General features: G+C 71.4%; 22 protein-coding genes. 10 read left to right on the forward strand and 12 right to left on the reverse strand.

Translation table 11 applies throughout. The features are described from left to right. Positions 1-133 precede the first annotated feature (133 nt). A complete protein-coding gene (locus ABZ464_RS02245; RefSeq protein WP_359269674.1) occupies positions 134-1,447 on the reverse strand; it encodes a peptidoglycan recognition protein in 1,314 nt (437 codons plus the stop codon). Positions 1,448-1,609: 162 nt separating this feature from the next. Here ABZ464_RS02245 and ABZ464_RS02250 point away from each other — a divergent pair, with 162 nt between their 5' ends. From ABZ464_RS02250 to ABZ464_RS02265, 4 genes are all read left to right on the forward strand, one after another. Then, the gene (locus ABZ464_RS02250) at positions 1,610-2,368 is read left to right on the forward strand and encodes a TIGR03089 family protein (protein ID WP_359269676.1); all 759 of its coding nucleotides are present in this window, start codon (positions 1,610-1,612) and stop codon (positions 2,366-2,368) included. 207 nt (positions 2,369-2,575) lie between these two features. Further along, positions 2,576-3,703 carry an LCP family protein gene (locus ABZ464_RS02255; RefSeq protein ID WP_359269679.1) on the forward strand — a complete coding sequence of 376 codons (1,128 nt, stop codon included), beginning with the start codon at positions 2,576-2,578 and terminating at the stop codon, positions 3,701-3,703. Between the two features lie 265 nt (positions 3,704-3,968). After that, complete coding sequence (locus ABZ464_RS02260; protein ID WP_359269682.1) at positions 3,969-5,735, forward strand: LCP family protein; 1,767 nt, start codon at positions 3,969-3,971, stop codon at positions 5,733-5,735. 132 nt (positions 5,736-5,867) lie between these two features. Beyond that, positions 5,868-7,451: an LCP family protein gene (locus ABZ464_RS02265; protein ID WP_359270636.1), complete on the forward strand. Its 1,584-nt coding sequence runs from the start codon at positions 5,868-5,870 to the stop codon at positions 7,449-7,451. A gap of 30 nt (positions 7,452-7,481) precedes the next feature. On the opposite strand, the gene ABZ464_RS02270 is transcribed toward ABZ464_RS02265, so the two are convergent. Beyond that, positions 7,482-8,516, reverse strand: coding sequence for a glycosyltransferase family 2 protein (locus ABZ464_RS02270; RefSeq protein WP_359269685.1), 1,035 nt, complete (start codon positions 8,514-8,516; stop codon positions 7,482-7,484). Between the two features lie 148 nt (positions 8,517-8,664). Between ABZ464_RS02270 and ABZ464_RS02275 the strand changes: the two genes are divergently transcribed. Continuing rightward, positions 8,665-10,134, forward strand: a complete 1,470-nt coding sequence (locus tag ABZ464_RS02275; RefSeq protein ID WP_359269688.1) for an LCP family protein — start codon at positions 8,665-8,667, stop codon at positions 10,132-10,134. 111 nt (positions 10,135-10,245) lie between these two features. Continuing rightward, on the forward strand, positions 10,246-10,611 hold the full coding sequence (locus ABZ464_RS02280) for a four-helix bundle copper-binding protein (RefSeq protein WP_055634408.1): 366 nt from the start codon (positions 10,246-10,248) through the stop codon (positions 10,609-10,611). Between the two features lie 58 nt (positions 10,612-10,669). Here the strand turns inward: ABZ464_RS02280 and ABZ464_RS02285 are convergent, their stop codons facing one another. Both ABZ464_RS02285 and ABZ464_RS02290 read right to left on the reverse strand, forming a co-directional pair. Next, positions 10,670-11,314 carry an HAD-IA family hydrolase gene (locus tag ABZ464_RS02285; protein ID WP_359269691.1) on the reverse strand — a complete coding sequence of 215 codons (645 nt, stop codon included), beginning with the start codon at positions 11,312-11,314 and terminating at the stop codon, positions 10,670-10,672. After that, positions 11,307-12,596 carry an LCP family protein gene (locus ABZ464_RS02290; RefSeq protein WP_359269694.1) on the reverse strand — a complete coding sequence of 430 codons (1,290 nt, stop codon included), beginning with the start codon at positions 12,594-12,596 and terminating at the stop codon, positions 11,307-11,309. The genes ABZ464_RS02285 and ABZ464_RS02290 overlap by 8 nt, the downstream gene beginning before the upstream one ends. A gap of 120 nt (positions 12,597-12,716) precedes the next feature. On the opposite strand from ABZ464_RS02290, the gene ABZ464_RS02295 reads away from it, so the two are divergent. Continuing rightward, the gene (locus ABZ464_RS02295; RefSeq protein WP_359269697.1) at positions 12,717-13,274 is read left to right on the forward strand and encodes an acyl-CoA thioesterase; all 558 of its coding nucleotides are present in this window, start codon (positions 12,717-12,719) and stop codon (positions 13,272-13,274) included. A 27-nt stretch (positions 13,275-13,301) separates the two neighbouring features. On the opposite strand, the gene ABZ464_RS02300 is transcribed toward ABZ464_RS02295, so the two are convergent. Together ABZ464_RS02300 and ABZ464_RS02305 are read right to left on the reverse strand one after the other, a co-directional pair. Beyond that, positions 13,302-13,745 carry an SRPBCC domain-containing protein gene (locus tag ABZ464_RS02300; protein ID WP_359269700.1) on the reverse strand — a complete coding sequence of 148 codons (444 nt, stop codon included), beginning with the start codon at positions 13,743-13,745 and terminating at the stop codon, positions 13,302-13,304. 119 nt (positions 13,746-13,864) lie between these two features. Beyond that, positions 13,865-15,022 (reverse strand): acyl-CoA dehydrogenase, encoded by a 1,158-nt coding sequence (locus ABZ464_RS02305; RefSeq protein WP_359269703.1) that lies wholly within the window; start codon positions 15,020-15,022, stop codon positions 13,865-13,867. A 202-nt stretch (positions 15,023-15,224) separates the two neighbouring features. Here ABZ464_RS02305 and ABZ464_RS02310 point away from each other — a divergent pair, with 202 nt between their 5' ends. After that, a complete protein-coding gene (locus ABZ464_RS02310) occupies positions 15,225-16,568 on the forward strand; it encodes a UDP-glucose/GDP-mannose dehydrogenase family protein (RefSeq protein WP_359269706.1) in 1,344 nt (447 codons plus the stop codon). A 189-nt stretch (positions 16,569-16,757) separates the two neighbouring features. Then, a complete protein-coding gene (locus ABZ464_RS02315; RefSeq protein WP_359269708.1) occupies positions 16,758-17,156 on the forward strand; it encodes a VOC family protein in 399 nt (132 codons plus the stop codon). Positions 17,157-17,161: 5 nt separating this feature from the next. Here the strand turns inward: ABZ464_RS02315 and ABZ464_RS02320 are convergent, their stop codons facing one another. The 4 genes from ABZ464_RS02320 to ABZ464_RS02335 all read right to left on the reverse strand — a co-directional run bounded on the left by ABZ464_RS02320 (position 17,162) and on the right by ABZ464_RS02335 (position 21,536). Next, positions 17,162-18,274, reverse strand: a complete 1,113-nt coding sequence (locus tag ABZ464_RS02320) for a dipeptidase (protein WP_359270639.1) — start codon at positions 18,272-18,274, stop codon at positions 17,162-17,164. 417 nt (positions 18,275-18,691) lie between these two features. Further along, positions 18,692-19,870: a dipeptidase gene (locus tag ABZ464_RS02325; protein ID WP_359269711.1), complete on the reverse strand. Its 1,179-nt coding sequence runs from the start codon at positions 19,868-19,870 to the stop codon at positions 18,692-18,694. A 5-nt stretch (positions 19,871-19,875) separates the two neighbouring features. After that, a complete protein-coding gene (gene purE / locus ABZ464_RS02330) occupies positions 19,876-20,400 on the reverse strand; it encodes a 5-(carboxyamino)imidazole ribonucleotide mutase (protein ID WP_359269713.1) in 525 nt (174 codons plus the stop codon). After that, a complete protein-coding gene (locus ABZ464_RS02335; RefSeq protein WP_359269715.1) occupies positions 20,397-21,536 on the reverse strand; it encodes a 5-(carboxyamino)imidazole ribonucleotide synthase in 1,140 nt (379 codons plus the stop codon). Before ABZ464_RS02335 ends, purE begins: the two co-directional genes overlap by 4 nt. Before the next feature lie 221 nt (positions 21,537-21,757). Between ABZ464_RS02335 and ABZ464_RS02340 the strand changes: the two genes are divergently transcribed. Beyond that, complete coding sequence (locus ABZ464_RS02340; RefSeq protein ID WP_359269717.1) at positions 21,758-22,294, forward strand: GtrA family protein; 537 nt, start codon at positions 21,758-21,760, stop codon at positions 22,292-22,294. A gap of 60 nt (positions 22,295-22,354) precedes the next feature. Here ABZ464_RS02340 and ABZ464_RS02345 read toward each other — a convergent pair whose 3' ends face one another. Both ABZ464_RS02345 and ABZ464_RS02350 read right to left on the reverse strand, forming a co-directional pair. Beyond that, entirely contained in the window at positions 22,355-23,629 is a 1,275-nt protein-coding gene (locus ABZ464_RS02345) for an ATP-binding protein (RefSeq protein ID WP_359269718.1), read from the reverse strand. A 159-nt stretch (positions 23,630-23,788) separates the two neighbouring features. Beyond that, complete coding sequence (locus ABZ464_RS02350; RefSeq protein WP_067251025.1) at positions 23,789-24,466, reverse strand: response regulator transcription factor; 678 nt, start codon at positions 24,464-24,466, stop codon at positions 23,789-23,791. Positions 24,467-24,619 lie beyond the last annotated feature (153 nt).

The raw sequence follows: 24,619 nt of genomic DNA on the forward strand, positions 1-24,619 counted from the left end.
GGAGACTGTCCCCCCGACGGCTGATGAAATGTGCCCCCATCTGGATGTGTTCTCCGGCCGTTCGGATGCAGTTCCGGTGCGGTCCGTCCGGGGGCCTCCCCTGACCCCCGGAGGCGTGGGCCGTGGTCCGCTCTCAGCGGCCCTGGTAGGTCGCCGCGGTCGAGCGGGCCGTGCCGAGCTTGCCGTAGAGCTGCTTGCCCGGGCATTCCGTGGCGAACCCGTCACGGTGTCCGGAGATCACATTCAGTCGTACGTTCTTTCCCTTGGCGTAGAGGTTCCCACCTCCGGACTTCAGGTATGTCTTTCCGTTCGGATTCGCCCCGAACAGGCCGAGCTTCCATGCCGTCAGACGCGCGATGGCCTTGACGGTGGCCGAGTTCGGCTTGGCTGAGGTGAAGGTGCCGAGGACGGCGACGCCCATGCTGTTGGTGTTGAAGCCGAGGGTGTGGGCGCCCATGACCGCCTTCGCGACACCGCCGGCCCGGCCCTCGTAGATGGTCCCGCACTTGTCGATGAGGAAGTTGTAGCCGATGTCCCGCCAACCCATGCTTTTGACGTGGTAGCGGTAGATACCACGGATGACGGACGGGGCCTGTGCGCAGGTGTAGTTGTTGCCCGTGGCCGTGTGGTGGACGAAGGCGGCCTTCACGGTGGTGGTGTAGCGGAAGCCCGCCTCCCGCATGCTCTCGTCCGCGCCCCAGCCCCGGCGGGTGACGATGCTCGGGCGGGGGCCGATGTAGGGGGTCGAACGGTGCTTCCTCGTCTGTTCGCGGTTCAGGGCCTGGATCCTGGTGGCGCCCAGGGGGGCGAGGCGGGCGTTGGCGGCGGAGGCGGCCCGCTCGGCCGTGGACAGTGCCTCGGGCCCCGCGGCCGGCAGGGCGCGGCTGCGCGGGGCCACCGGAATGTGTTGGGGGGCGGGGGCGCCGGGGTCGACCAGTTCCAGGCGCAGGCCGGCCGGGAGGGGGGTGTCGGGGTGGACGCGGACCTCGACGCCGTCGGAGTCGCCGACCCACAGGGGGGCGGTGGCGCCGCGGACCCGGCCCGAGGTGCGTTCGGCGGTGCCCGGGTCGGCGCCGTGGTCGGCGTTGTGGGTCTCCACGTCCTGCCAGCCGGACCAGGCGTCGCCGCCGGCCGGGCGGGTGCGGACCTGGACGCTGCCGTGCAGTTCGGCGTCCGGGTCGTCCCAGACGACGCCCAGCAGGGAGAAGCGGTGTACGTCCCTGCGGTGCATGCCCTGGTCGGCGGAGCCGAGGGCGCGGTCGCGGGTGAGGGGGGTGAGGGGCAGTGACTGGGTGCTGCCGGGGAGGGCGGCTGCCCTGGCGGCCTCGGCGCCGGCCTGCGCGGTCGGCGCCGGCCGCACCGCCGCCGCCGTGGCGGGCGACGTCAGTGGCAGGGCGAGGGCGGCCGCACAGGTGACACCGATCGAAGTAGCTAGCAATCCACGCATGCGAACGATCCTGGACATGGTCATACATATCTGTCCATCGGGGATATGACGGGCCGTCGGGAGCGTTCCGCCGAACCGGTGGCTCCCCGGGCGCCGGGCGTTCGGCCGAACCGGTGGCGCGGTGGCACGTGCGGCGACGGGGCGGCGCGTACGCTTGCGCGGGTGAACGTCACCGATCGCACCCCTGCCGACCTGCTGCGTTCCGCGCTCGCCGCGGATCCCGCGCGTCCCCTCGTGACCTTCTACGACGACGCCACGGGCGAGCGGGTCGAATTGTCCGTGGCCACCTTCGCCAACTGGGTGGCCAAGACCTCGAACCTCCTCCAGGACGGGATGTCCGCCGAGCCCGGCGACCGGGTCGCGCTGCTGCTGCCCGCGCACTGGCAGACGGCGGTGTGGCTGCTGGCGTGCGCGTCGGTGGGCGTGGTCGCGGACGTGGAAGGGGATCCGGCGCGGGCGGACTTCGTGGTGGCCGGGCCGGGGCGGTTCGAGGCGGGGCTCGCGTGCGGCGGGGAGCGGTACGCGCTCTCGCTCGCGCCGCTCGGGCGGCGGTTCGTGCCGGGGCCGCCGCAGGGGTACGTCGATTACGCCGTGGAGGTGCCGACGTACGGGGACCGGTTCGCGGCGTACGCGCCCGTCGATCCCGAGGCGCCGGCGCTGGTCGTGGCCGGGGCGGAGTTCAGCGGGGCGGAGATCGTGGAGCGGGCGCGGGACGGGGCGGCGGGGCTGGGGCTGACGGGGCCGGGGTCGCGGTTGCTGTCCTCGCTGCCGTACGACACGTGGGAGGGGCTCGCGGCGGGGTTGTACGCGCCGTTGGCCAGTGGGGGGTCCGTGGTGCTGTGCCGGAATCCGGAGCGGGCCGAGGAGGAGACGGTGGCTCGGCGGATCGAGAGTGAGCGGGTGACGGCGACTGCTCGGTAGGCGGGGGTGGGTTCCGCCTCCCGTACCAGGGGGCTCTGCCCCCTGGACCCCCGATCGGCCCTGAACGGGCCTCGTCCTCAAACGCCGGACGGGCTGAAAGACCTGTAGCGCGCCCCTCACTCGTTCGGCCCATCCCCGCCCGCACCCCCGCCCCGCTCGCGTCATCGTCGTAGAAGCGGCACTGCGGCGCGGGAGGGGGTGAGACGGATGAGGCGGCGGCGGTGGGTGGGGTACGGGGTCGGGGTGCTCGCCGTGCTGGTGGTGGGCAGTGGCGGGGTCGGGTGGGTGCTCTACACGCAGCTCGACGGGAACATCACGCCCGACGAGGCCGCCGCGGCCGAGCTTGCCCGGTATGCGAAGGAGCGGCCGGCCGCCCTGGTCGCGGACGCGCAGAACGTGCTGCTGATCGGGTCGGACTCGCGGGCCGGGGACGACAACGGGCGGTACGGGACGGACTCGGGCACCGAGCGGTCGGACACCACGATCCTGCTGCATCTGTCGGGCGGGCGGCACAGCGCGACCGCCGTGTCCCTGCCCCGGGATCTGATGGTGGACGTGCCCGCCTGCCGGCGGGCGGACGGGTCGCGGACCCGGCCGGTGTTCGCCATGTTCAATCACGCCTTCGAGACCGGCGGGTCGGCCTGCGCCGTCCGGACCGTGGAGAAGCTGACCGGGGTGCGGATCGACCATCACGTCGTCGTCGACTTCAGCGGGTTCAAGGACATGGTCGACGCGGTGGACGGGGTGCGGGTGTGTGTCGCCGAGCCCATCGTCGACAAGGCCGCGAAGCTGCGGCTGCCCGCCGGGGAGGTGACCCTCGACGGGGAGCGGGCGCTGGGGTACGTCCGGGCCCGCAAGTCCCTCGGGAACGGCAGCGACACCGAGCGGATGGACCGGCAGCAGCGGTTCCTCGCGGCGCTCGTCAACAAGGTGCGGAGCGACGATGTCCTGCTGAATCCCGTGAAGCTGTATCCGCTGCTGGATGCGGCCACGTCCGCGCTCACCACCGATCCGGATCTGGCGAGTCTGCGCGGACTCTATGAACTCGTGCGCGCCTTGGGCGACATTCCCACCGAACGGGTGCAATTCCTGACCGTTCCGCGGGAGTCGTATGTCTACAACGCCAATCGCGACCAACTGGTCGAGCCGGAGGCGGAGAAACTCTTCGAACAGCTGCGCACGGACGGGCCCGTCGTGGTTTCTAAGAAACTTCCCATGAAATCAGGCACGGTGGAGTCGGGTGAACACGGACCGTACTCCCTGACGGGTCCCACCCCCTCTCCACCGGCCCCTACGTTCCGCGGCAGCACCGCCGCCGACGACGGTTGCGGGTAAAGCGCTTGCCAAGTCGAGGTCTCTCGATGCACTCAAGTCCAGGGAATTGGGGCGGATTGCCCGGTTGTAGGGACGTGGAATTTGTCACGGCCGTCGCTCCACGTCGAACTGGGCGGATAGTGTGAGCGATCCGGTGCACCCGGCCGCGTGGTCTGTCCTGGGGTCGTGCACGGATGTGACCGAGTTGAGACTGAGTGACCGAGACGACCCGAGCGCCTTGAGGGGGAAAGGCGCCGCGTGGCCCCGACGGAGGATTTGACAGACCGTGGACGCGCAAGGCCGTGGGCGGGCGGACAACATCGATCCCGCAGACCAATGGGTGCTCAATCCGGATACCGGCGAATACGAACTGCGACTGAGCCCTTCCGCACCGCAGTCGGCGGTCCCCGGACCCCGTAGAGCGGCCTCCCGCGCGGCGGCCCCGGCCGGCGCGTCCGGCGGGGCGCGCGGCCGTACGGCGGCGCCGGAGCGGGAGTCGCCCGAGGAGGCCCCGGAGCGGGTTCCCGGGCCGCGCCGCAGGCGTGGGGTGCCGGAGGAGCCGCCGAACCGGCGTGGGCGCCGGCCGGTGAAGAAGAAGTCGAAGGCGAAGAAGGTCCTGCTGTGGACCGGCGGCGTCATGGCCTTCGTGCTGGTGGGCACGGCCGGTGCGGCCTACCTGTATCTGGAGCACCTCAACGACAACATCACCGCCGTCTCCGACGACGGTGCGAGCACCGGTGGCTTCAGCAAGGACAAGGCGATCAACATCCTGCTGATCGGCACCGACAAGCGCACCGGCGCGGGCAACACCAAGTACGGCGACGCCAACAGCGTGGGCCACGCGGACACCACGATCCTGCTGCACGTCTCCAAGGACCGGACGAACGCGACCGCGCTCAGCATCCCGCGCGACCTGATCGTGGACGTCCCGGACTGCCCGACCACGATGGAGGACGGCACCACCAAGGTCATCAAGGGCGAGGACGGCGTGCGCTTCAACACGAGCCTCGGCCAGGAGGACCGGACGCCGAGCTGCACCGTGCGCACGGTCACCGAGCTGACCGGGATCCAGGCGGACAACTTCATGGTCGCCGACTTCAACGCGGTCAAGACGCTGACCACGGCGGTCGGCGGGGTCGAGGTGTGTCTGGCGAAGGACATCGACGACGCGGACTCGCATCTGAAGCTGTCCAAGGGCACGCACACCATCGAGGGCGAGCAGGCGCTGGCCTTCGTGCGGACCCGGCACTCGGTGGGCTTCGGCGGCGACCTGAGCCGGATCGAGATCCAGCAGCAGTTCCTCGGCTCGCTGATGCGCAAGCTGAAGTCGAACGACACCCTCACCAGCCCCACCAAGATGATCAAGCTGGCGGAGGCGGGCACGAAGGCGCTGACCGTCGACTCCAAGCTCGACAGCATCACCAAGCTGAAGGACCTGGGCCTGGAGCTGGGGAAGCTCAATGTGAAGAACCTGACCTTCACCACCGTGCCGGTGCTCGACAACCCGGCGGAGAAGGTCAAGGCGACGGTCGTGGTCAACACCTCGACGGCCCCCACCGTCTTCCAGATGATCCAGGACGACGTCTCCTTCACCGAGGTGAAGGAGAAGGCCAAGGAGTCCAAGAGCGCGGCCGCCGCCGAGGCCGCCGCCCGGCTCAAGGGCACCAAGTCCGCAGCCTCCGAGGTCCGGGTGCAGGTCATGAACGGCGGAGCCCCGGCCGGCAGCGCACAGGAGACTCTTAACTGGCTGCAGAATGATGAGGGCGTGACGAAGTCCGAGAACGCGGGCAACGCGCCGGAGGAACTGAGCAACACGACGCTCGAGTACGACCCCGACCAGGCCGATCAGGCCCGCAGGCTGGCCGACATCATGGGGCTGCCGGGCACCGCGCTGAAGCCGGGGAAGAGCGTCACCAACGCCCAGGGACTGCCGACGATGACGCTGACGCTGGGCAAGGACTTCAAGGGCGCGGGCGTCTCGCTCACGGCAACCACGAAGGTGCCGGACTCGGTCCAGAAGTCCACGGCGGACAAGGTCCAGTGCGCGAAGTAGGTAACCCTACGGGCCCGTCGTGCGTCTGACTTGACGCGGGACGGGCCCGTGTCAGGCGCACGGCGTGGAGGGGCTGGGGAATTGGCGACGACAAGCGGGATGCGGGGTGAGGTTCCCGCGGTCGAGGACACGATGTCCCTGACCCCGGTGGACAAGGACACGTCCGACGACGAGGGCGGGGCCAGAGGCGACGGCGGCAACGGCACGGGCCGGGGGCGCCGCAGACGGAGGGTGCTGCGCTGGTCCGCGACGGTGCTGGCGCTCGTCATACTCGGCGGCGCGGGGGCCGGATACCTCTACTACGAACACCTCAACGCCAACATCAAGAGCGACGACCTCAACCTGGGCGACGCCAAGGACCGGGCGGCCAAGACGCAGGCGAACTCGGCCGGTCAGACCGCGCTGAACATCCTGCTGATCGGCTCCGACGCGCGCGACAGCGCGGAGAACCAGAAGCTGGGCGGCGCGAAGGACACCTACGGGGGCACCCCGCTCGCGGACGTCCAGATGCTGCTGCACGTCTCGGCGGACCGCAGCAACATGTCGGTGGTGAGCATGCCCCGCGACACGCTCGTCGACATCCCCAAGTGCACGGACCCCGACACCAAGAAGACGTACGCGGCGAGCACCCGGTCGATGACCAACGAGTCCCTGGGCCGCGGCGGCCCGGGCTGCACCGTGGCCACCTGGGAGAAGCTCACCGACATCCACATCGACCACTTCATGATGATCGACTTCTCGGGTGTGGTGTCGATGGCGGACGCGATCGGCGGCGTCCCGGTGTGCGTGGACGCCAACGTCTACTCGCACACCAGCAGCGGCAAGGGCTCCGGGCTGAAGCTGGAGAAGGGCACCACGTCCATCAAGGGCAAGCAGGCCCTGCAGTGGCTGCGCACGCGCTACGGCTTCGAGGACGACACCGACCTCGCCCGCGCCAAGGCGCAGCACATGTACATGAACTCGATGGTCCGTGAGCTGCGCGCCAACGCCAAGCTGACCAACCCCAACAAGCTGCGCAAGCTCGCCGAGGCCGCCACGAAGGCGATCACCGTCGACGACGGCCTGGACACCATCACCAAGATGTACGACCTGGCCACCGAGCTGCAGAAGGTGCCCACCGAGCGCATCACGATGACGACGATGCCGAACGCGTACGACACGGTCCAGACCGGCCGTGTGGTGCCCACCGAGGACGCCGACAAGCTGTTCCGGCTGGTGCGCGAGGACATCGCCCTGGACGGCAAGGACGAGAAGAAGGCCACGGCGAGCCCCTCGCCGACGGTCACCGACACGGCCGCGGCGGACGGGAAGATCGCGGTGCAGGTGCACAACAGCACCCGTACGGGCACGCTCGCCCCGGTCGTGGGCCGCGCGAGCGCGGTGACGGACCTGCTGAAGGCCAAGGGCTTCGACGAGGCCGTCGCGGACGCCTCCGCGGCCACCTCCGAGGAGGTCACGGTGATCCGCTACCCGAGCGCCGACCTCCAGGCCGACGCCCTGCGGGTGGCGAAGGTCCTCGGCGTCCCGACGAGCCAGGTGAAGAAGTCCACCGACGTCTCCGGGGTCACGCTCTACGTCGGCGGGGACTGGCGGTCGGGGAACAAGTACGCGGCGTCCGAGAAGAAGGACGACGACAAGACGCCCGAGTCGGCCCAGGCGATGAACGGCGCCGACGACTCGCAGTGCATGCACGTGGACCCGAACTACACCTGGTAGTCCGGGTCCGGGACGGGTGTCCGGCGGTGCTCAGCTCGACGAGCTGCTGAGGACCGCCGGGCGGCGCGAGGCGATGACCCTCCTGGCCAGCGCCTTCGGGCTGGTCAGGAAGCCGAACCCCCACGACATGTGCATGGTGGCGAGGGCGACGGGGATCTGGAGCCGGGCCTTCAGCGGCAGTCCCCTGCCGGCCGGCAGCGACCCGGCGGCGATCGCGGCGAGATAGCCGCCGGGGATCACGAACCCGAGCGGGGTGAGCACGGCGCCCACGACCAGGCCGGCGGCTATCGCGCACACCGCGGTGGGCGGGGCGAGGTAGCGCAGGTTGATGGAGCCCTCGTGGTAGCGGGCGACGACGTGCCGCCAACGGCCGTAGTCCTTGTACTGCTTGGCGAGCGCCTTCACCGACGGCCGCGGGCGGTACGACACCCTCAGCTCCGGCGAGAACCAGATCAGCCCGCCGGCCTCGCGGATGCGGAAGTTCAGCTCCCAGTCCTGGGCGCGGATGAACTCCTCGTTGTAGCCGCCCTGCTGTTCCAGGGCCTCGCGGCGGAACACGCCGAGGTACACGGTCTCGGCGGGGCCGGCCTGGCCGCCGGTGTGGAAGGCGGCGTTGCCGACGCCGATCTTCGAGGTCATCGCGGCGGCGACGGCGTGCTCCCAGTCGTTCTCGCCCTCGGCGTGCATGATGCCGCCGACGTTCTGCGCGCCGGTCTCCTCCAGGAGCCGTACGGCGGTGGCGATGTAGTTCGGGGAGAGGATGCCGTGCCCGTCGACGCGGACCACGATCGGATGGCGGGAGGCCTTGATCGCGGCGTTGAGGGCGGCGGGGGTGCGGCCGGTGGGGTTCGGGACGGTGTGCACGCGCGGGTCCTCCGCCACGAGCTCGGCGGCGATCTCGTCCGTACGGTCCGTGGACGGACCGAGGGCGATCACGACCTCCATCTCGCCGGCGTACTCCTGCGCGAGGATCGCTTGGACGGCTCCGCGCAGATGCCGCTCCTCGTCGAGGACGGGCATGATGACGGACACGGCGGGGAGCTGCACGTCGGGCTTGGCGTTCATAGGACGCTCACGTTACCGCGAACGGGGGACACCGGTGCGCGCCGCCGGGTGCGCTGCGCCGGGCGACAGATCGTACGGGCCTACGGTACTCACGGCTTCCCCCGCCCCTCTCCCCCCGCCGCTCGGCCGTCGCCCGGAGGTGTCCCGTATGCCCACCACACCGTCCCGGACCCGGCGCCGACCGCCGCGCCGCCCGATCCGCCCGGTGCGGCGCAGGCGTCCGCGCTGGGCCATGCGGGCGGCGACCACGCTCTCGGTCGTCGTGCTGGCCTCGGCCGGGATCGGGCACTCGCTGGTCGCCGGCCTCGACGCGGACATCGTCCGGGTCGATCCCTTCAAGGACATGAAGAACCGGCCGCGGGCCGGGCACGGGATGAACGTGCTGCTGGTCGGCACCGACGGCCGGGACAGGGTCACGGAGACCGAGCGGCGGCGGTTCCGGCTCGGCGGGGCGCCCTGCCACTGCACCGACACGATCATGATCGTGCACATCTCGGAGGACCGGGAGCGGGCGAGCGTGGTGAGCCTGCCGCGTGACTCGTACGCCGAGACGCCCCCGCACACCGACCAGGTCGGCGGGCGGGAGCACCGGGGGCACCCGATCAAGCTGAACGCGGCGTACGCGGAGGGCGGCCCGCAGCTGACCGTGCGCACGGTGGAGAACATGACCCATGTGAAGATCGACCACTATCTGGAGGTCGACTTCACCAGCTTCATGAAGACCGTGGACGTGCTGGGCGGGGTGAAGATCTGCACCACGCGGCCGCTGCGGGACACGTACACGGGTCTCGACCTCGCCGCGGGCGAGCACACGCTGCGGGGCGGGGCGGCGCTGCAGTACGTCCGTGCCCGGCACGCGGACGCCTCCTCGGACCTCGGGCGGATGAAGCGTCAGCAGCGGTTCCTGGCCTCGCTGGTGGACCGGGCGACGTCCTCGGGGATCCTGCTGAACCCGCTGAGGTTCCGGGACGTGACCCGGGCGGTGCTGGGGTCGGTCCGGGCGGACCGCGGCTTCGGCACGGACGAACTCCTCGACCTCGGCCGGGCGATGCGCACCTTCTCCCCCGCCTCCTCCGAGTTCACGACGGTGCCGATCGGCCGGCTGGGATACGTGGTGCCGGGCATCGGCTCGACCCTGAAGTGGGACCCGGTGAAGTCCGAGCAGGTCTTCCGGGCGCTGCGCGAGGACAAGCCCCTGGCCTCCGCCCGGCCGGGGCCGAAGCCGAGCGCGAGCCCGGACGGGCCGGCCCCGCGGGTGGAGGTGGCTCCGCAGCGGATCCTCGTCCAGGTGGAGAACGGCACGGCGACCAAGGGGCTGGGCCGGCGCGTGGACGAGGCCCTGGCGGCGGCCGGCTTCCGCACCACCCACCGCCCGGTCGACTCCCCCACCCGGGACGTCACGCGCACGCTCGTCGTCCACGACCCCCGCTGGGACCGCTCGGCCCGCTCCCTGGCCGCCGCCCTCCCCGGCAGCGAACTGCGCGCCGCCCCCGGCCTCGGCCCGACCCTGAAGGTCGTGGCGGGCACGGACTTCCGGGAGGTCCGCCGGGTCCGGGGTCCGCAGCCGGTGGCCCCGGAGCCGGAGGTCGTGCGGGGGAACGAGGTGCGGTGCACCTGAAGGCGAAAGTGCACCCGGGGGCGTAGCCCGGATGGCGGGTGGGGCCGTGGGGGCGTAGGACGGTAGTGCACGGGGTCCGCCCCGGGCCCCTGAAGCCCTCCAGGAGGAGCCATGACCCAGCAGCAGTCGTCCATGACGGCCATGAGCAAGGAGATGCAGGACTGCGTCCAGGCGTGCATGGCCTGCCACACCGTCTGCGAGGAGACGATGAGCTCCTGCATGCAGATGGGCGGCCAGGCCCAGATGCAGATCATGCGCGCGCTGATGGACTGCTCCGAGATGACCCGGATGTGCGCCGACATGATGATGCGGCGCTCGCCCATGTCGGCCGAGATGTGCGCGATGTGCGCCAAGGCGTGCGACATGTGCGCCGAGGCGTGTATGTCCATGCCGGACGATCCGCAGATGATGCGGTGCGCACAGGCGTGTCGCCGCTGCGCCGAGTCCTGCCGGACGATGGCGGGCGCCCGGATGTGATCCCCGCCCGAACGCGGTCAGGGGCACCCCTCGGGGTGCCCCTGGTCATGACGGGCGCTCAGCCGAACAGCGGTGCCAGCTCCCGCTCCAGGTCGGCCGGTTCGCGGTAGCGGACGGCCCGCATGCCGAGCGCGGCGGCGGCGTCCACGTTCTCCGGGGTGTCGTCCACGAACAGACACCGCTCGGGCCGTACGCCGGCCCGCGCCGCCCCGAGTTCCAGGATCCGCGGATCGGGCTTGGCGAGACCCACGCGGGCGCTGCTGACGACGTCGTCGGCGAGGTCGGTCAGGCCCATCGCGGCGAGGTCGGCCTCCAGGCCGGTCGTGGCGTTGGTGACCAGGACCAGCGGCACCCGGGTGCGGGCCCGGCGCAGCAGGGCGACCACCTGGTCGTCGGCGTGGAAGGGCGACTCCAGCAGCGCGGTGCCGAGCGACCAGGCGGTCTCCTCGTCCTCCACCAGCGGGGCGAGGCCCTGGGCGATGGCGGCGACCCACTCCTGCTCGGTGATCTGCCCGAGCAGCAGCGGCCCGTCGACCTCCGGGGAGAACGCCACCTTCTTGGTGGTGCCCTCCGCCAGTCCGGCGGCGCGTTCCAGCGCCTCCAGGTGGGCGGAGTCGAAGTGGCGTATCACGTTGTCGACGTCGCACAGGACGGCGTCGTAAGGGCGGCCCGAGGCCGGTCTGTCCCCACCCTGGTCAGTCACTGGTCACCGTGACCTTCTCGTCGTTGTTCAGTTCGTTCACCAGCTGCTTGACCTTGGTCTTGTCCCAGACGAGGTTGCCGCCGGAGGAGCCGGAGATCGGCATGTTCATGGACACGCCGTCGCCGCCGTTGACGCCCTTCATGGCGAAGAACATGGACCCGAGGTCGTACAGCCCCATGTCCTTGTCGACGATCAGGGAGTCCAGGCCCGCGCCCATCACCGGGTAGAACTTGAAGGGGTTGAGGATCGTCGACGGGGTGGCCACCTGGTGGGCCAGGGCGGCGAGGAACTTCTGCTGGTTCTTGGTGCGCTGGAGGTCGGAGGCGGCGAAGGCGTGCCGGGTGCGGACGAACGCGAGCGCCTCCTCGCCGTTCAGCGTCTGCTTGCCCGCCTTGAAGTCGGCGCCCGAGTACTTGTCCTTGAACGCCTTGTCGATGGTGATGTCGACCCCGCCGACCGCGTCCACGATGTTCGCGAAGCCCGCGAAGCCGATCTCGACGTAGTGGTCGATGTGCAGGCCGGTGTTGTACTCGACGGTGCGCACGAGCAGCGTCGGGCCGTCCTCGGCGTAGGCGGCGTTCAGCTTGGTGTGCCGGCCGGTGCCCTTGAACGTCTTGCCGGACTCGGAGCCCACGTACGTCGGGATCTCCACGTCCGAGTCGCGCGGCAGCGAGATGAGCGTGTCGCCGCTGGACCCGACGTGCAGGATCATCATCGAGTCGGTGCGCTTGCCCTCGGCGGAGCCGGTGTGCAGCTCCTTCTTGTCGGCGGCGGACAGGCCTTCACGGCTGTCGGAGCCGACGATGAGGTAGTTGGTGCCGTCGCCCTGCTCGGGGCGGTCGACGACCTTGGAGAGGTCGACCTCGCGGCGCAGCTTGGAGTCGGCCCAGAAGTAGGTGGAGACCGAGGTCACCACCAGGACGACCGCGAGGGTGATCGCGGTCCACTTGATCCGGCGGCGCCAGTCCGGCGCGGGGCGGGCGCCCTGCGGGTACGCGCCTGCCGGCCCGCCGGGCTGCCCGGGGCCGCCCGGTGAACCGTAGACCTGGCCCGAGCTGAAGCCGCTGTCGTACCCGGACTGCTGGGCGTTGGTGTAGTCGCCGTGTCCCTGTCCGCTGACGTACGACGGCTGCTGGGGGACACCGGCGCCCTGCGGCGGGGACGCGGGGCCGCGCCGGACCTGCCGCATGACACGCGCGCTCTCGGGCTGGGCGCCCGCGCTGCCGTTTCCGTACCGGGAGCCTCGGTCGTCGCCGGACCATCCCTCGGGCCAATCGTTCATGCCGAACAGTGTGCAGGCCGCGGCTGTGTCCCTTACAAGGGGTGTCGGAAAATCAGCGCTCCGCTGTTGCCAAGCTGACACAAAGTCCCGGCTTGTCCCCTGCGGCATAAGGTGGAGGCCATGACAGACCAGGTCACCGCAGTGGACTCGGACCTCCCGGACATCCCGGGCAAGCCCACCTCCGCGTCCCGCACCACCCTCAGCCACATCATGACCCACAACGACACCAACCTCCTGGGGACGGTGCACGGCGGTGTGATCATGAAGCTCGTCGACGACGCGGCGGGCGCCGTGGCCGGCCGGCACTCCGGCGGGCCCGCCGTGACCGCGTCCATGGACGAGATGGCGTTCCTGGAGCCGGTCCGCGTGGGCGACCTCGTCCATGCCAAGGCGCAGGTGAACTGGACCGGCCGGACCTCGATGGAGGTCGGTGTGCGGGTCCTGGCCGAGCGCTGGAACGAGTCGGCGCCGCCCACCCAGGTCGGCTCGGCCTATCTGGTGTTCGCCGCGGTGGACGCCGACGGCAAGCCGCGGGTGGTCCCCCCGGTGCTCCCGGAGACCGACCGCGACCGCCGGCGCCACCAGGAGGCCCAGATCCGCCGCACCCACCGGCTGGCCCGCCGCCGGGCCATCCGGGAACTGCGGGAGCGTCGGATCGCGGAGGGGTACGAGGACTGAGGTGCCCGGCCCGCCCCCGGACAGGTTCTAGAGCAGCCCGGCCAGCTTGCCGAAGGACTGGGTCCAGCCCTCCTCGTGCAGGGCGCGGCGCTGCTCGGTGGCGAAGTCACCCTGGGTGAGGGTCAGTTCGGTCGAGGTGTCGGCCAGTTCGCGGAGCGACAGCGTCACGACCGTCTCCCGGTCCTCCGGGTCGGGCTCCTCCCAGCGGAAGGTGCAGCGCAGGAGCCGCGGAGGGTCGACTTCGAGGAACTCCCCCGCCAGGTGGAACACGGCGCCTTCGGGGGGCCGCATCGCGATGCGGTACGCCCCTCCGGGACTCGGGTCGCTCTCCACGCTCGGGATGCCGAACCCGTCGGGGCCCCACCACCGGGCGAGCTCCTCCGGTTCCGTCAGGGCCCGGAACACGGCCCGGGGCGGTGCGCCCAGGACGCACCGCAGCCGCAGCACCAGCCCCTCGCCGGATGTCCTCACCCCTCCATCGTGGACCGGGCTCCCGCCGGCCACCACACGCGCCCGCCCTCCGGCCGGGAGGCGGACGGAGAGCGGGCGGGCAGGCGGGCGGAGCGGGGGGACGATGTGCCGGGCGGGTCCTACGGCAGGTTGCGGGCCATGACGATGCGCTGGACCTGGTTCGTGCCCTCGTAGATCTGGGTGATCTTGGCGTCGCGCATCATGCGCTCGACCGGGTAGTCCCGCGTGTAGCCGTAGCCGCCGAGGAGCTGGACGGCGTCCGTGGTGACCTCCATCGCCACGTCCGAGGCGAAGCACTTGGCGGCGGCGCCCTGGAAGGTGAGGTCGCTGTCGCCGCGCTCGGACTTGGCCGCCGCCGCATAGGTCAGCTGGCGGGCGGCCTCGATCTTCATGGCCATGTCGGCGAGCATGAACTGGATGCCCTGGAAGTCGGCGATTGGCTTGCCGAACTGCTTGCGCTCCTGGACATAGCCCTTGGCGTAGTCGAAGGCGCCCTGGGCGACGCCGAGGGCCTGGGCGGCGATGGTGATGCGGGTGTGGTCGAGGGTCGCCATCGCCGTCGCGAAGCCGGTGCCCTCCTCGCCGATCATGCGGTCCGCCGGGATGCGGACGTTGTCGAAGTAGACCTCGCGGGTCGGGGAGCCCTTGATGCCGAGCTTCTTCTCGGGGGCGCCGAAGGAGACGCCCTGGTCGGACTTCTCGACGACGAAGGCCGAGATGCCCTTGGAGCGCTTGGTGGGGTCGGTGACCGCCATCACGGTGTAGTACTCGCTGACGCCCGCGTTGGTGATCCAGCGCTTCACACCGTTGAGGATCCAGTGGTCGCCGTCACGGACCGCCTTGGTCTTCATGCCGGCCGCGTCCGAGCCCGCGTCCGGCTCGGAGAGGCAGTACGAGAACATCGCGTCGCCCTTGGCGAGCGGCGTCAGGTACTTCTTCTTCAGGTCCTCGGAGCCGGACAGGATCACCGGCAGCGAGCCCAGCTTGTTGACGGCCGGGATGAGGGAGGAGGACACGCAGGCGCGGGCCACCTCCTCGATGACGATCACGGTCGCCAGGGCGTCGGCGCCCGCGCCGCCGTACGACTCGGGTACGTGCACGGCGTGCAGATCGCTCGCCACCAGCGCGTCCAGCGCCTCCTGCGGGAACCGGGCCTCCTCGTCCACCGCCGCGGCGTACGGCGCGATCTTCGCCTCGGCCAGCGCGCGGATGGCGTCCCGGAGCATGTCGTGCTCCTCGGACAGGCGGTACAGGTCGAAGTCAGCCGATCCGGCCAAGGTTGCTCACGCTCCAAAGACGCTAGCGTTACCGACGCTAATTACCGTTAAGTAACTCAAATTTTAGAGGCCCCACCGCGCGTCTGACACGTGAGCTGGACAACAGAGGGAAGCCTGGGAGGGAAAGCGCCCGGTGAGGGGCTCCGACCCGCCCGGATATGCTCGGGCGCGCGCACCCCCGGCTTACTTTCCTGGAGCATCCATGAGCCTCAAGATCACCGTGATCGGCACCGGCTATCTCGGGGCCACCCATGCCGCGGCCATGGCCGAGCTGGGCTTCGAGGTGCTCGCCCTGGACGTGGTCAAGGAGAAGATCGAGAAGCTGGAGCGCGGCGAGACCCCCATGTACGAGCCGGGGCTCGAGGAGCTGCTGCGCCGGCACGTCGCCGGTATCGAGGGTTCCACCGGGCGGCTGCGCTTCACCATGGACTGGGCCGAGGTGGGCGCCTTCGGCGATGTGCACTTCGTGTGCGTGAACACTCCGCAGAAGCACGGCGAGTACGCCTGCGACATGTCCTACGTCGAGTCCGCGATCGGCTCGCTCGCCCCGCATCTGGCCCGGCCCGCCCTCGTCGTCGGCAAGTCGACGGTGCCCGTCGGCTCCGCCGAGCGGCTCGCCCGCACCATCGCCGAGCTGGCGCCCGTCGGCGCGGACGCCGAGCTGGCCTGGAACCCGGAGTTCCTGCGGGAGGGCTTCGCCGTGGACGACACCCTGCACCCCGACCGGATCGTGGTCGGGGTGCGCAGCGAGCGGGCGGAGAAGCTGCTGCGGAAGGTGTACGCCACGCCGGTCAAGGACGGCTCGCCCTTCGTCGTCACCGACTTCCCGACGGCCGAGCTGGTGAAGACCGCGGCGAACTCCTTCCTCGCGACGAAGATCTCCTTCATCAACGCGATGGCGGAGGTCTGCGAGGCCGCCGACGGCGATGTCGCCAAGCTGGCCGAGGCCATCGGGTACGACGACCGCATCGGCAAGAAGTTCCTGCGGGCCGGGATCGGCTTCGGCGGCGGCTGTCTGCCCAAGGACATCCGTGCCTTCATGGCGCGCGCCGGTGAGCTCGGCGCCGACCAGGCGCTGACCTTCCTGCGGGAGATCGACTCCATCAACATGCGCCAGCGCGGCCAGATGGTGGAGCTGACCCGGGAGGCCCTCGGCGGCGGCCCCTTCCTGGGCCGGCGGGTGGCCGTGCTCGGCGCCACCTTCAAGCCCGACTCGGACGACGTCCGGGACTCCCCCGCGCTCAACGTGGCCGGACAGATCCACCTCCAGGGCGCCCAGGTGACCGTCTACGACCCCAAGGGCATGGAGAACGCCCGCAGGGTCTTCCCGACGCTCGGATACGCCGACTCGGCCCTGGAGGCCGTACGGGGCGCCGACGTCGTCCTGCATCTGACGGAATGGCGGGAGTTCCGGGAGCTGGACCCGGTGGCGCTCGGGGAGGCCGCGGCGGCCCGGCTGGTGCTGGACGGACGCAACGCGCTCGACCCGGCGGTGTGGCGGGCGGCGGGCTGGACGTACCGGGCGATGGGCCGTCCCACGGCGTGAGCGGACCCGCGTGAGCGGGCGGGGCCCGGGCGCAGGGTGACGCCGGTTCGGCCGAGGCTCAGTCGGCCGAACCGGCGTCTGCGTGCATTCTGCCGTACCCGGGGGCCGTGTGCGGCGCGAACTCCCCGTACGTCTGCCTGTCGATCTCCTGTGAGTTAAGCGGGGCGGTCGTGCGGGCACCTGTCCCCCATGGCATCCGTCGTGCGTTTCCGTTCCGTCGTGCTGGACTGTCCCGACCCGCGCGCCCTCGCCGCGTTCTACGCGGGGCTCCTGGGCGGCACGCCCTGGGCCGAGGAGGGCGAGGAGGACTGGTACGTCCTCCAGGTGCCCGGCGGTCCCCGGCTCGCGTTCCAGGAGGTCGAGGGGTACACCCCGCCCGAGTGGCCGCGCCCCGACCGCAACCCCCAGCAGTTCCATCTCGACCTGGACGCCGGCGCCACCTGGGCGGAGGTCGACGCGGCGCACGAACGGGTCCTGGCGCTGGGGGCGCGGCCGCTGGACCTGGAGGACCGGGAGAAGAAGGACTTCCAGGTGTACGCCGATCCGGCGGGCCATCCGTTCTGCCTGTGCCGGATCGAGCATCCCTAGCATTTTTAGGGGCCCCTGCGGTCCTGGGCGGCGCGGGCGGCGAAGTCGGCGGTGCGCAGGGCGCGCTGGACGTTTCCCCAGGTCAGCAGGGCCACATCGGGCTCCGGCCAGCCGCGGTCGAGGAGTTCCGCGACGAGGTGGGGGTAGCCGGAGGCGTCGGCGAGGCCCTGCGGGTGCGCGGCGCCGGTGTCGTACGTGCCCGACAGGCCCACACTCGCGGGGCCCGCGACGGCCCGCACATGGTCGAGGTGGTCGGCGACGTCCGACAGGGTCGGTCCGGTCTGCTCGGCGGCCAGCGGCACCATGCACACGCCCCCGGCCGCGCCCAGCTCGGCGAGTAGGTCGTCGGGGAGGTTGTCGGGGTGCGGGCGCAGGGCGCGGGCGGCGGAGCGGGTGGCCAGCACCGGGGTGCGGGAGAGTGCCAGCGCACGGCCGATGGTGGCGTCGGAGGCGCCGGAGAGGTCGACGAGGACGCCGAGCCGGTTCATCTCCCGTACGGTCTCCTCGCCGAACCGGGTCAGCCCCGCCTCGCTCGCCCAGGGGGTGCCGGCGAGGGTGAGGACGCGCAGCCCGAGGGAGCGCAGGACGCGCAGGACGGCGAGGGAGCCGTCGAGGGCCGCCGCGGTCGCCGACCCGAGGACGACGGCGACCCGGCCGCAGTTGCGGGCGTCGAGGACCTCCCCCGCGGTCCGGGCGAGCCGCAGCCCCTCCGGGTGGGCGGCGACCACCGCGCGGGCGAGGTCGAGCTGCTCCAGGGTGGCGGCGAGAGCCCGGTCGGGGGCGAGACCGTCGGGCGGCTGCAGGGCGCAGAACAGCGCGCCGACCCGGCCGCGCCGCAGCCGGGGCACATCGGTGGCGACGGCGCTCTCACCGAGCTGGAGGTCGTACCAGGGCAACTCCCGCAGCACCCGGGGCAGCCCACTGCAGCCGTCGGCGACGGGGTACCGGGCAAGCAGGACATACGCCCGCTCGAGGGGGTCGGTGCGATCGGGGTCCGGGGCGGTGGCCCCTCGCGGGGACGGCGTGGGGCGCGGCGGGTCCGGGTGCGGGGCCGTGTGCGGGGCCGCGTGCGGGGCCGCGTGCGCGGAGGGCTGCGGGCGCGGCGGGTCCAGGTCCAGGGCCGCGTGCGCGGAAGGCTGCGGGCGCGGCGGGTCCGGGTCCAGGGCCGCGGCGGACGGCTGCGGGCGCGATGAGTCCGGGTGCGGGGCCGTGTGCGCGGAGGGCTGCGGGCGTGACAGGTCCGGCTCCAGGGCCGCGGCGGAGGGCTGCGGGCGGGACGACGGCAGCGGTTCTCGGCGCGGGTGTGGATCGTGGGGCGGCTTCGGTCGCGGGTCGGGGTCGGTGCCGGGGGCGTGCGGGTCGGTGTGGGGAGTGGATGGCTCGTGGACCTCGGGCGGGTCGTGCAGTTCGTCCTGGAGGTCGGCCATGACGGTCTCCGTACGTCGCTCGGCGGTACGGCCACCGTCGCACGGGGGCGGGGAGGCTTCCTGGTGGGCGGGGCGTTCGGGGGTACGGCCCGCCCACCGGGGTACGGCTCAGCCGTCGAGGGACTCGATCGTCGCGTGGGACGGGGCCCGCGTGGCGCGCAGCCCGCGGGAGACGTCCTCCGCCGCGCCCAGCACCCGCACGGCGTTCTTCCAGGTCAGCTTGGCGAGGTCGGCGTTCGACCAGCCCCGGTCGAGGAGTTCCGCGATGAGGTTGGGGTAGCCGGAGACGTCGTTCAGCCCGTCGGGGGTGAAGGCCGTGCCGTCGTAGTCGCCGCCGATGCCCAGATGGTCGATGCCGGCCACCGCGCGCATGTGGTCGAGGTGGTCGGCCACGGTCGCGGCCGTGGGGACCGGGCGGGGGTGCGTCTCCTGGAAGGCCTCGTGGACCTTCATCGCCTCGGGGGTGGTGGCCAGGTCGTGGAAGCCGTGGGCGCGCAGGTTCTCGCTCGCCGCCGCGGTCCATTCGACGGCGGCCTGGAGCACGAACTTCGGCACGAACGTCACCATGGCGACGCCGCCGTTGGCGGGGAGGCGTTCAAGGACGTCGTCGGGGATGTTGCGGGGGTGGTCGCAGACCGCGCGCGCCGAGGAGTGCGAGAAGATCACCGGCGCGGCGCTCGCGTCGAGCGCGTCGCGCATGGTGGTGGCGGCGACGTGCGAGAGGTCGACGAGCATGCCGAGCCGGTTCATCTCGCGCACCACCTCGCGGCCGAACGCCGTGAGACCGCCCGCCCTCGGCTCGTCGGTCGCCGAGTCCGCCCAGTCCACGTTGTCGTTGTGGGTGAGGGTCAGATAGCGCACGCCGAGCGCGTACAGGCCGCGCAGGGTGCCCAGCGAGTTGGCGATGGAGTGGCCGCCCTCGGCGCCCATCAGCGAGGCGATACGGCCCTCCCCGCGCGCGGCCTCCATGTCGGCGGCGGTGAGCGCGGCGCGCAGGTCGGCCGGGTGCCGGTCGATCAGCCGGCGTACGCAGTCGATCTGCTCCAGGGTCGCCGGGACCGGGTCGGGCAGGTCCGCGCGGACGTACACCGACCAGAACTGCGCGCCGACCCCGCCCTCGCGCAGCCGCGGAAGGTCGGTGTGCAGATGGGCGGCCTGGGAGACGGCGAGGTCGCGGGCGGCGAGGTCGTAGCGGACCTGCTCGCGCAGGGCCCACGGCAGGTCGTTGTGGCCGTCGACGACGGGGAAGGCGGCGAGGAGTTCCCGGGCTGCCTCGAGTGAGGTCAAGGCCGTCACTTCCCGAAGCCGAATCCGTTGCCCGCGCCCTCGACCTTGGTGCGCAGCCGCTTGCCCTTCTCGCTGGCCTGGTCGTTCAGCTCCTGCTGGAAGTCGCGCATCCGGGCGAGGAGGTCCTCGTCGTGGGTGGCGAGGATCCGGGCGGCGAGCAGTCCGGCATTGCGGGCGCCGGCCACGGAGACGGTGGCGACGGGCACGCCGGCCGGCATCTGCACGATCGACATCAGGCTGTCCATGCCGTCCAGGTACTTCAGCGGGACGGGCACGCCGATCACCGGGAGCGGGGTCACGGAGGCGAGCATGCCGGGCAGATGGGCGGCGCCGCCGGCGCCGGCGATGATCACCTTCAGGCCGCGGTCGGCGGCCTGCTCGCCGTACGCGATCATCTCGCGGGGCATGCGGTGCGCGGAGACGACGTCGACCTCGTAGTCGATCTCGAACTCGTCCAGTGCCTGGGCGGCGGCCTCCATGACGGGCCAGTCGCTGTCCGAACCCATCACGATGCCAACAACGGGGCTCATTCGGTGATCGTGCCTCTCAGGTAGCCGGCTGCGTGACGGGCGCGCTCGAGCACGTCGTCGAGGTCGTCGCCGTAGGTGTTGACGTGGCCGACCTTGCGGCCCGGCTTCACGTCCTTGCCGTACATGTGGATCTTGAGCTGGGGGTCGCGGGCCATGCAGTGCAGGTACGCGGAGTACATGTCGGGGAAGTCGCCGCCGAGGACGTTGACCATGACCGTCCAGGGCGCGCGCGGGCGCGGGTCGCCGAGGGGGAGGTCGAGGACGGCGCGGACGTGGTTGGCGAACTGCGAGGTGATCGCGCCGTCCTGGGTCCAGTGGCCGGAGTTGTGCGGGCGCATCGCGAGTTCGTTGACGAGGATGCGGCCGTCGCGGGTCTGGAACAGCTCGACGGCGAGGTGGCCGACGACGCCGAGTTCCTTGGCGATGCGCAGGGCCATCTCCTCCGCCCGCAGGGCGAGGGCGTGGTCGAGGCCGGGGGCGGGCGCGATGACCGTGTCGCAGACGCCGCCCACCTGCCGGGACTCCACGACCGGGTACGCGACGGCCTGGCCGTGCGGGGAGCGCACGACGTTGGCGGCGAGCTCGCGGACGTAGTCGACCTTCTCCTCGGCGAGGACGGGGACGCCGGCGCGGAACGGGTCGGCCGCCTCCTCGGCGGTCTCCACCACCCACACGCCCTTGCCGTCGTAGCCGCCGCGGACCGTCTTCAGGACGACGGGGAAGCCGTCGCCCTCGGCCGCGAACCGGACCACGTCCTGCGGGTCGGTCACGATGCGGTGCCGCGGGCAGGGCACGCCGATCGCGTCGAGCTTCGCGCGCATCACGCCCTTGTCCTGGGCGTGCACCAGCGCGTCCGGGCCGGGGCGGACGGGGATGCCGTCCGCCTCCAGCGCCCTGAGGTGCTCGGTGGGGACGTGTTCGTGATCGAAGGTGATCACATCGCACCCGCGCGCGAAGTCACGCAGCGTGTCGAGATCGCGGTAGTCGCCGATGACGACATCGCTCACGACCTGCGCCGCGGAATCCTGGGGGGTGTCACTGAGGAGCTTGAACCTGATGCCCAACGGAATGCCCGCCTCGTGTGTCATACGAGCGAGCTGGCCTCCGCCGACCATGCCGACTACCGGGAACGTCACGCCCCCAGGGTATCGGCCGCGCCACCTGGGGCGGAGCCCGCGCCCGCCGGGGCGGGCCTCCGGAGTTCTCACCGGTCTTTTCCCCGGCTCATACCGGCTGTTTGCCGCGTTCTTCCCGACCCGTTTCCGACCCGTGAGGCGGAGCACAGGAAACCGACAAGAGTGGTGGTTAGCATGGCTGGGTTGACGCAACCGAGACCCGGACGGGGGCCTGTACGACCATGGCGCATGGTTCCTCGGGGCAAGGACGGCTGCGGGCGGTAGCCCGTGAGCTGGTCAAATTCGGGGCTGTGGGCGGTGCCGGGGTGCTGGTCAACCTCGGTGTGTTCAACCTCGTGCGGCATCTCACGGACCTGCAGGTGGTGCGCGCGAGTGTCATCGCGACGGTCGTGTCGATCGTCTTCAACTACATCGGGTTCCGGTACTTCACCTACCGTGACCGCGACAAGAGCGGGCGTACGAAGGAACTGACGCTGTTCCTGCTGTTCAGCGCGGTCGGGCTGGTGATCGAGAACGGCCTGCTGTTCGCGGCGACGTACGGGTTCGGCTGGGACAGCCCGCTGCAGAGCAACGTGTTCAAGTTCCTCGGCATCGGGGTCGCGACGCTGTTCCGGTTCTGGTCGTACCGCACCTGGGTGTTCCGCGCACTGCCGGCGAAGGAGGCCGTGGCCAGCGCCGAGGCCTTCCTCGCGGAGGAGTCGCTGATCGGGGAGCAGCCCCGGCCACGCAAGGCGAAGGCCCGGCAGCGGGTCGGCTGAGGCAGCCGGCCGTTCCGGGGCGTACCGGATCCCAGGGGGTCGTACCGGGTACTACCGGATCTACCTGACCATCGGTTCCTCGTCGTGCGACGTCCTCTTCCGGGGCGCCGTACGGGAGAGGAAGAGCCCGAAGACCGCAGGCTGGGCCTGGAGCATCTCCAGACGGCCGCCGTCGGCCTCGGCGAGGTCCCGGGCCACCGCGAGGCCGATGCCGGTGGAGTTGCGGCCGCTGATCGTGCGTTCGAAGATGCGGGCGCCGAGGTCGGCGGGGACGCCGGGGCCCTCGTCGGTCACCTCGATGACGGCCTGGTTGCCGGTGACGCGGGTGCGCAGGGCGACCGTGCCGCCGCCGTGCATGAGGGAGTTCTCGATCAGGGCGGCGAGGACCTGGGCGACCGCGCCCGGGGTGCCCACCGCCCGCAGGTGGCGCTTGCCGGAGCTGACGATGGCGCGGCCCGCGCTGCGGTAGGCGGGGCGCCACTCGGCGAGCTGCTGCTGGATGACCTCGTCCAGGTCGAAGGAGACGGCGGAGCCGGTGCGGGGGTCGCGGGCGTTGGTCAGGAGGCGCTGGACGACGTCCGTGAGGCGTTCGACCTGGGTCAGGGCGATCGTCGCCTCCTCCTTCACCGTGTCGGGGTCGTCGGTGAGGGTGATCTCCTCCAGGCGCATCGACAGCGCCGTGAGGGGGGTGCGCAGCTGGTGGGAGGCGTCGGCGGCGAGGCGGCGCTCGGCGGTGAGCATCCGGGCGATGCGTTCCGCGGAGGAGTCCAGGACGTCCGCCACCCGGTCGAGTTCCGGGACGCCGTAGCGCTTGTGGCGGGGGCGGGGGTCGCCCGAGCCGAGGCGTTCGGCGGTCTCCGCGAGGTCGGTGAGGGGGGAGGCCAGTTTGTTCGCCTGGCGGATGGCCAGCAGGACCGCCGCGACGACCGCGAGCAGTGCGACCAGGCCGATGATCAGCAGGGTGCGGCCGACCTCGCGGGTGATCGTGGAGCGGGGCTCCTCGACCCGGACGGTCTCGCCGCCCTCGCCGCGCTCCTCGGCGTGGATGACGTCACCGCTGGGCTTCTCGCCGACCGCGATCGGCTTCTGTCCCGGGATGCGGATCACGGCGTAACGGTCCTGGGTGACCTGGTCGCGCAGGATCTCCGCGGTGACGTCCTCGCGGCCGAGCAGCCGGGTGTCCACGATGCCGACCAGCCGCACCGCCTCGGAGTCCACCCGCTCCTGGGCGCTGTTGCTGATCGTGCGGCTCTCGACGATGACGAGGGAGACCCCGAAGACGGCGATCACGACGAGCACGACGGCGAGGGTGGACTGGATGAGACGGCGACGCAAGGGAGCCCTCCGGACAGCGGCTTTTCAACGACCAGTGTGCACGCACCCCGAAGGGGCGCGGGGTACTGCGCGACCGGTCCCCGACGGCCCGCGGCCGCGCACCCGGCACAGGCCACGCCGGCCGGATGCGCCTGGTCGGTCAAGCCCCGGCGGCAGCCTTCAGCTCTTCTCGAAGCGGAAACCCACTCCGCGCACGGTGGCGATGTAGCGGGGGTTCGCCGCGTCGTCGCCGAGCTTCTTGCGCAGCCAGGAGATGTGCATGTCGAGCGTCTTGGTGGAGGACCACCAGGTGGTGTCCCAGACCTCGCGCATCAGCTGGTCGCGGGTGACGACCCGGCCCGCGTCCCGTACGAGGACCCGCAGCAGGTCGAACTCCTTGGCCGTCAGCTGGAGTTCCTCGTCGCCCATCCAGGCGCGGTGCGACTCGACGTCGATGCGCACCCCGTGGGTGGCGGGCGGCTGCGCGGGCTCCGCGGCGCCGCGCCGCAGCAGGGCCCGTACGCGGGCGAGGAGTTCGGCGAGACGGAAGGGCTTGGTGACGTAGTCGTCCGCGCCCGCGTCGAGACCGACGACGGTGTCCACCTCGTCGGCGCGCGCGGTCAGGATGAGGATCGGCACGGCGTGGCCCTCGGAGCGCAGCCGGCGGGCGACCTCGAGGCCGTCCATGCCGGGCAGGCCGAGGTCGAGCACGACCAGGTCGACGCCGCCCTGCATCCCGGCGTCGAGCGCGGTCGGTCCGTCCTCACGCACCTCGACCTCGTACCCTTCCCGGCGCAGTGCGCGGGCCAGCGGCTCCGAGATGGACGCGTCGTCCTCGGCGAGCAGTACACGGGTCATGAGCTGATGGTAGTCCGCGGCGGGCACGGCCCGAAGTGTGATCGGCGCTGCTGTTTCTTACCCAGGGACATGCCGGACAATCGGCCCGTCGCATCGGTGACGATCTTGGTACGTACCTATGGTCGACGAGTGGCAGGATAGTACAGACCTTCG

Origin of the sequence: Streptomyces sp. NPDC005820 (assembly GCF_040630255.1) — a bacterium.
Taxonomy (GTDB): Bacteria; Actinomycetota; Actinomycetes; order Streptomycetales; family Streptomycetaceae; genus Streptomyces.

Excerpts from the sequence above, each read along its gene's own strand:
- ABZ464_RS02245 (WP_359269674.1), bottom strand. The coding sequence starts at position 1,447 with ATGCGTGGATTGCTAGCTACTTCGATCGGTGTCACCTGTGCGGCCGCC.
- ABZ464_RS02255 (WP_359269679.1), top strand. The coding sequence starts at position 2,576 with ATGAGGCGGCGGCGGTGGGTGGGGTACGGGGTCGGGGTGCTCGCCGTG.
- ABZ464_RS02265 (WP_359270636.1), top strand. The coding sequence starts at position 5,868 with ATGTCCCTGACCCCGGTGGACAAGGACACGTCCGACGACGAGGGCGGG.
- ABZ464_RS02270 (WP_359269685.1), bottom strand. The coding sequence starts at position 8,516 with ATGAACGCCAAGCCCGACGTGCAGCTCCCCGCCGTGTCCGTCATCATG.
- ABZ464_RS02275 (WP_359269688.1), top strand. The coding sequence starts at position 8,665 with ATGCCCACCACACCGTCCCGGACCCGGCGCCGACCGCCGCGCCGCCCG.
- ABZ464_RS02280 (WP_055634408.1), top strand. The coding sequence starts at position 10,246 with ATGACCCAGCAGCAGTCGTCCATGACGGCCATGAGCAAGGAGATGCAG.
- ABZ464_RS02290 (WP_359269694.1), bottom strand. The coding sequence starts at position 12,596 with ATGAACGATTGGCCCGAGGGATGGTCCGGCGACGACCGAGGCTCCCGG.
- ABZ464_RS02295 (WP_359269697.1), top strand. The coding sequence starts at position 12,717 with ATGACAGACCAGGTCACCGCAGTGGACTCGGACCTCCCGGACATCCCG.
- ABZ464_RS02310 (WP_359269706.1), top strand. The coding sequence starts at position 15,225 with ATGAGCCTCAAGATCACCGTGATCGGCACCGGCTATCTCGGGGCCACC.
- ABZ464_RS02315 (WP_359269708.1), top strand. The coding sequence starts at position 16,758 with ATGGCATCCGTCGTGCGTTTCCGTTCCGTCGTGCTGGACTGTCCCGAC.
- purE (WP_359269713.1), bottom strand. The coding sequence starts at position 20,400 with ATGAGCCCCGTTGTTGGCATCGTGATGGGTTCGGACAGCGACTGGCCC.
- ABZ464_RS02340 (WP_359269717.1), top strand. The coding sequence starts at position 21,758 with ATGGCGCATGGTTCCTCGGGGCAAGGACGGCTGCGGGCGGTAGCCCGT.
- ABZ464_RS02350 (WP_067251025.1), bottom strand. The coding sequence starts at position 24,466 with ATGACCCGTGTACTGCTCGCCGAGGACGACGCGTCCATCTCGGAGCCG.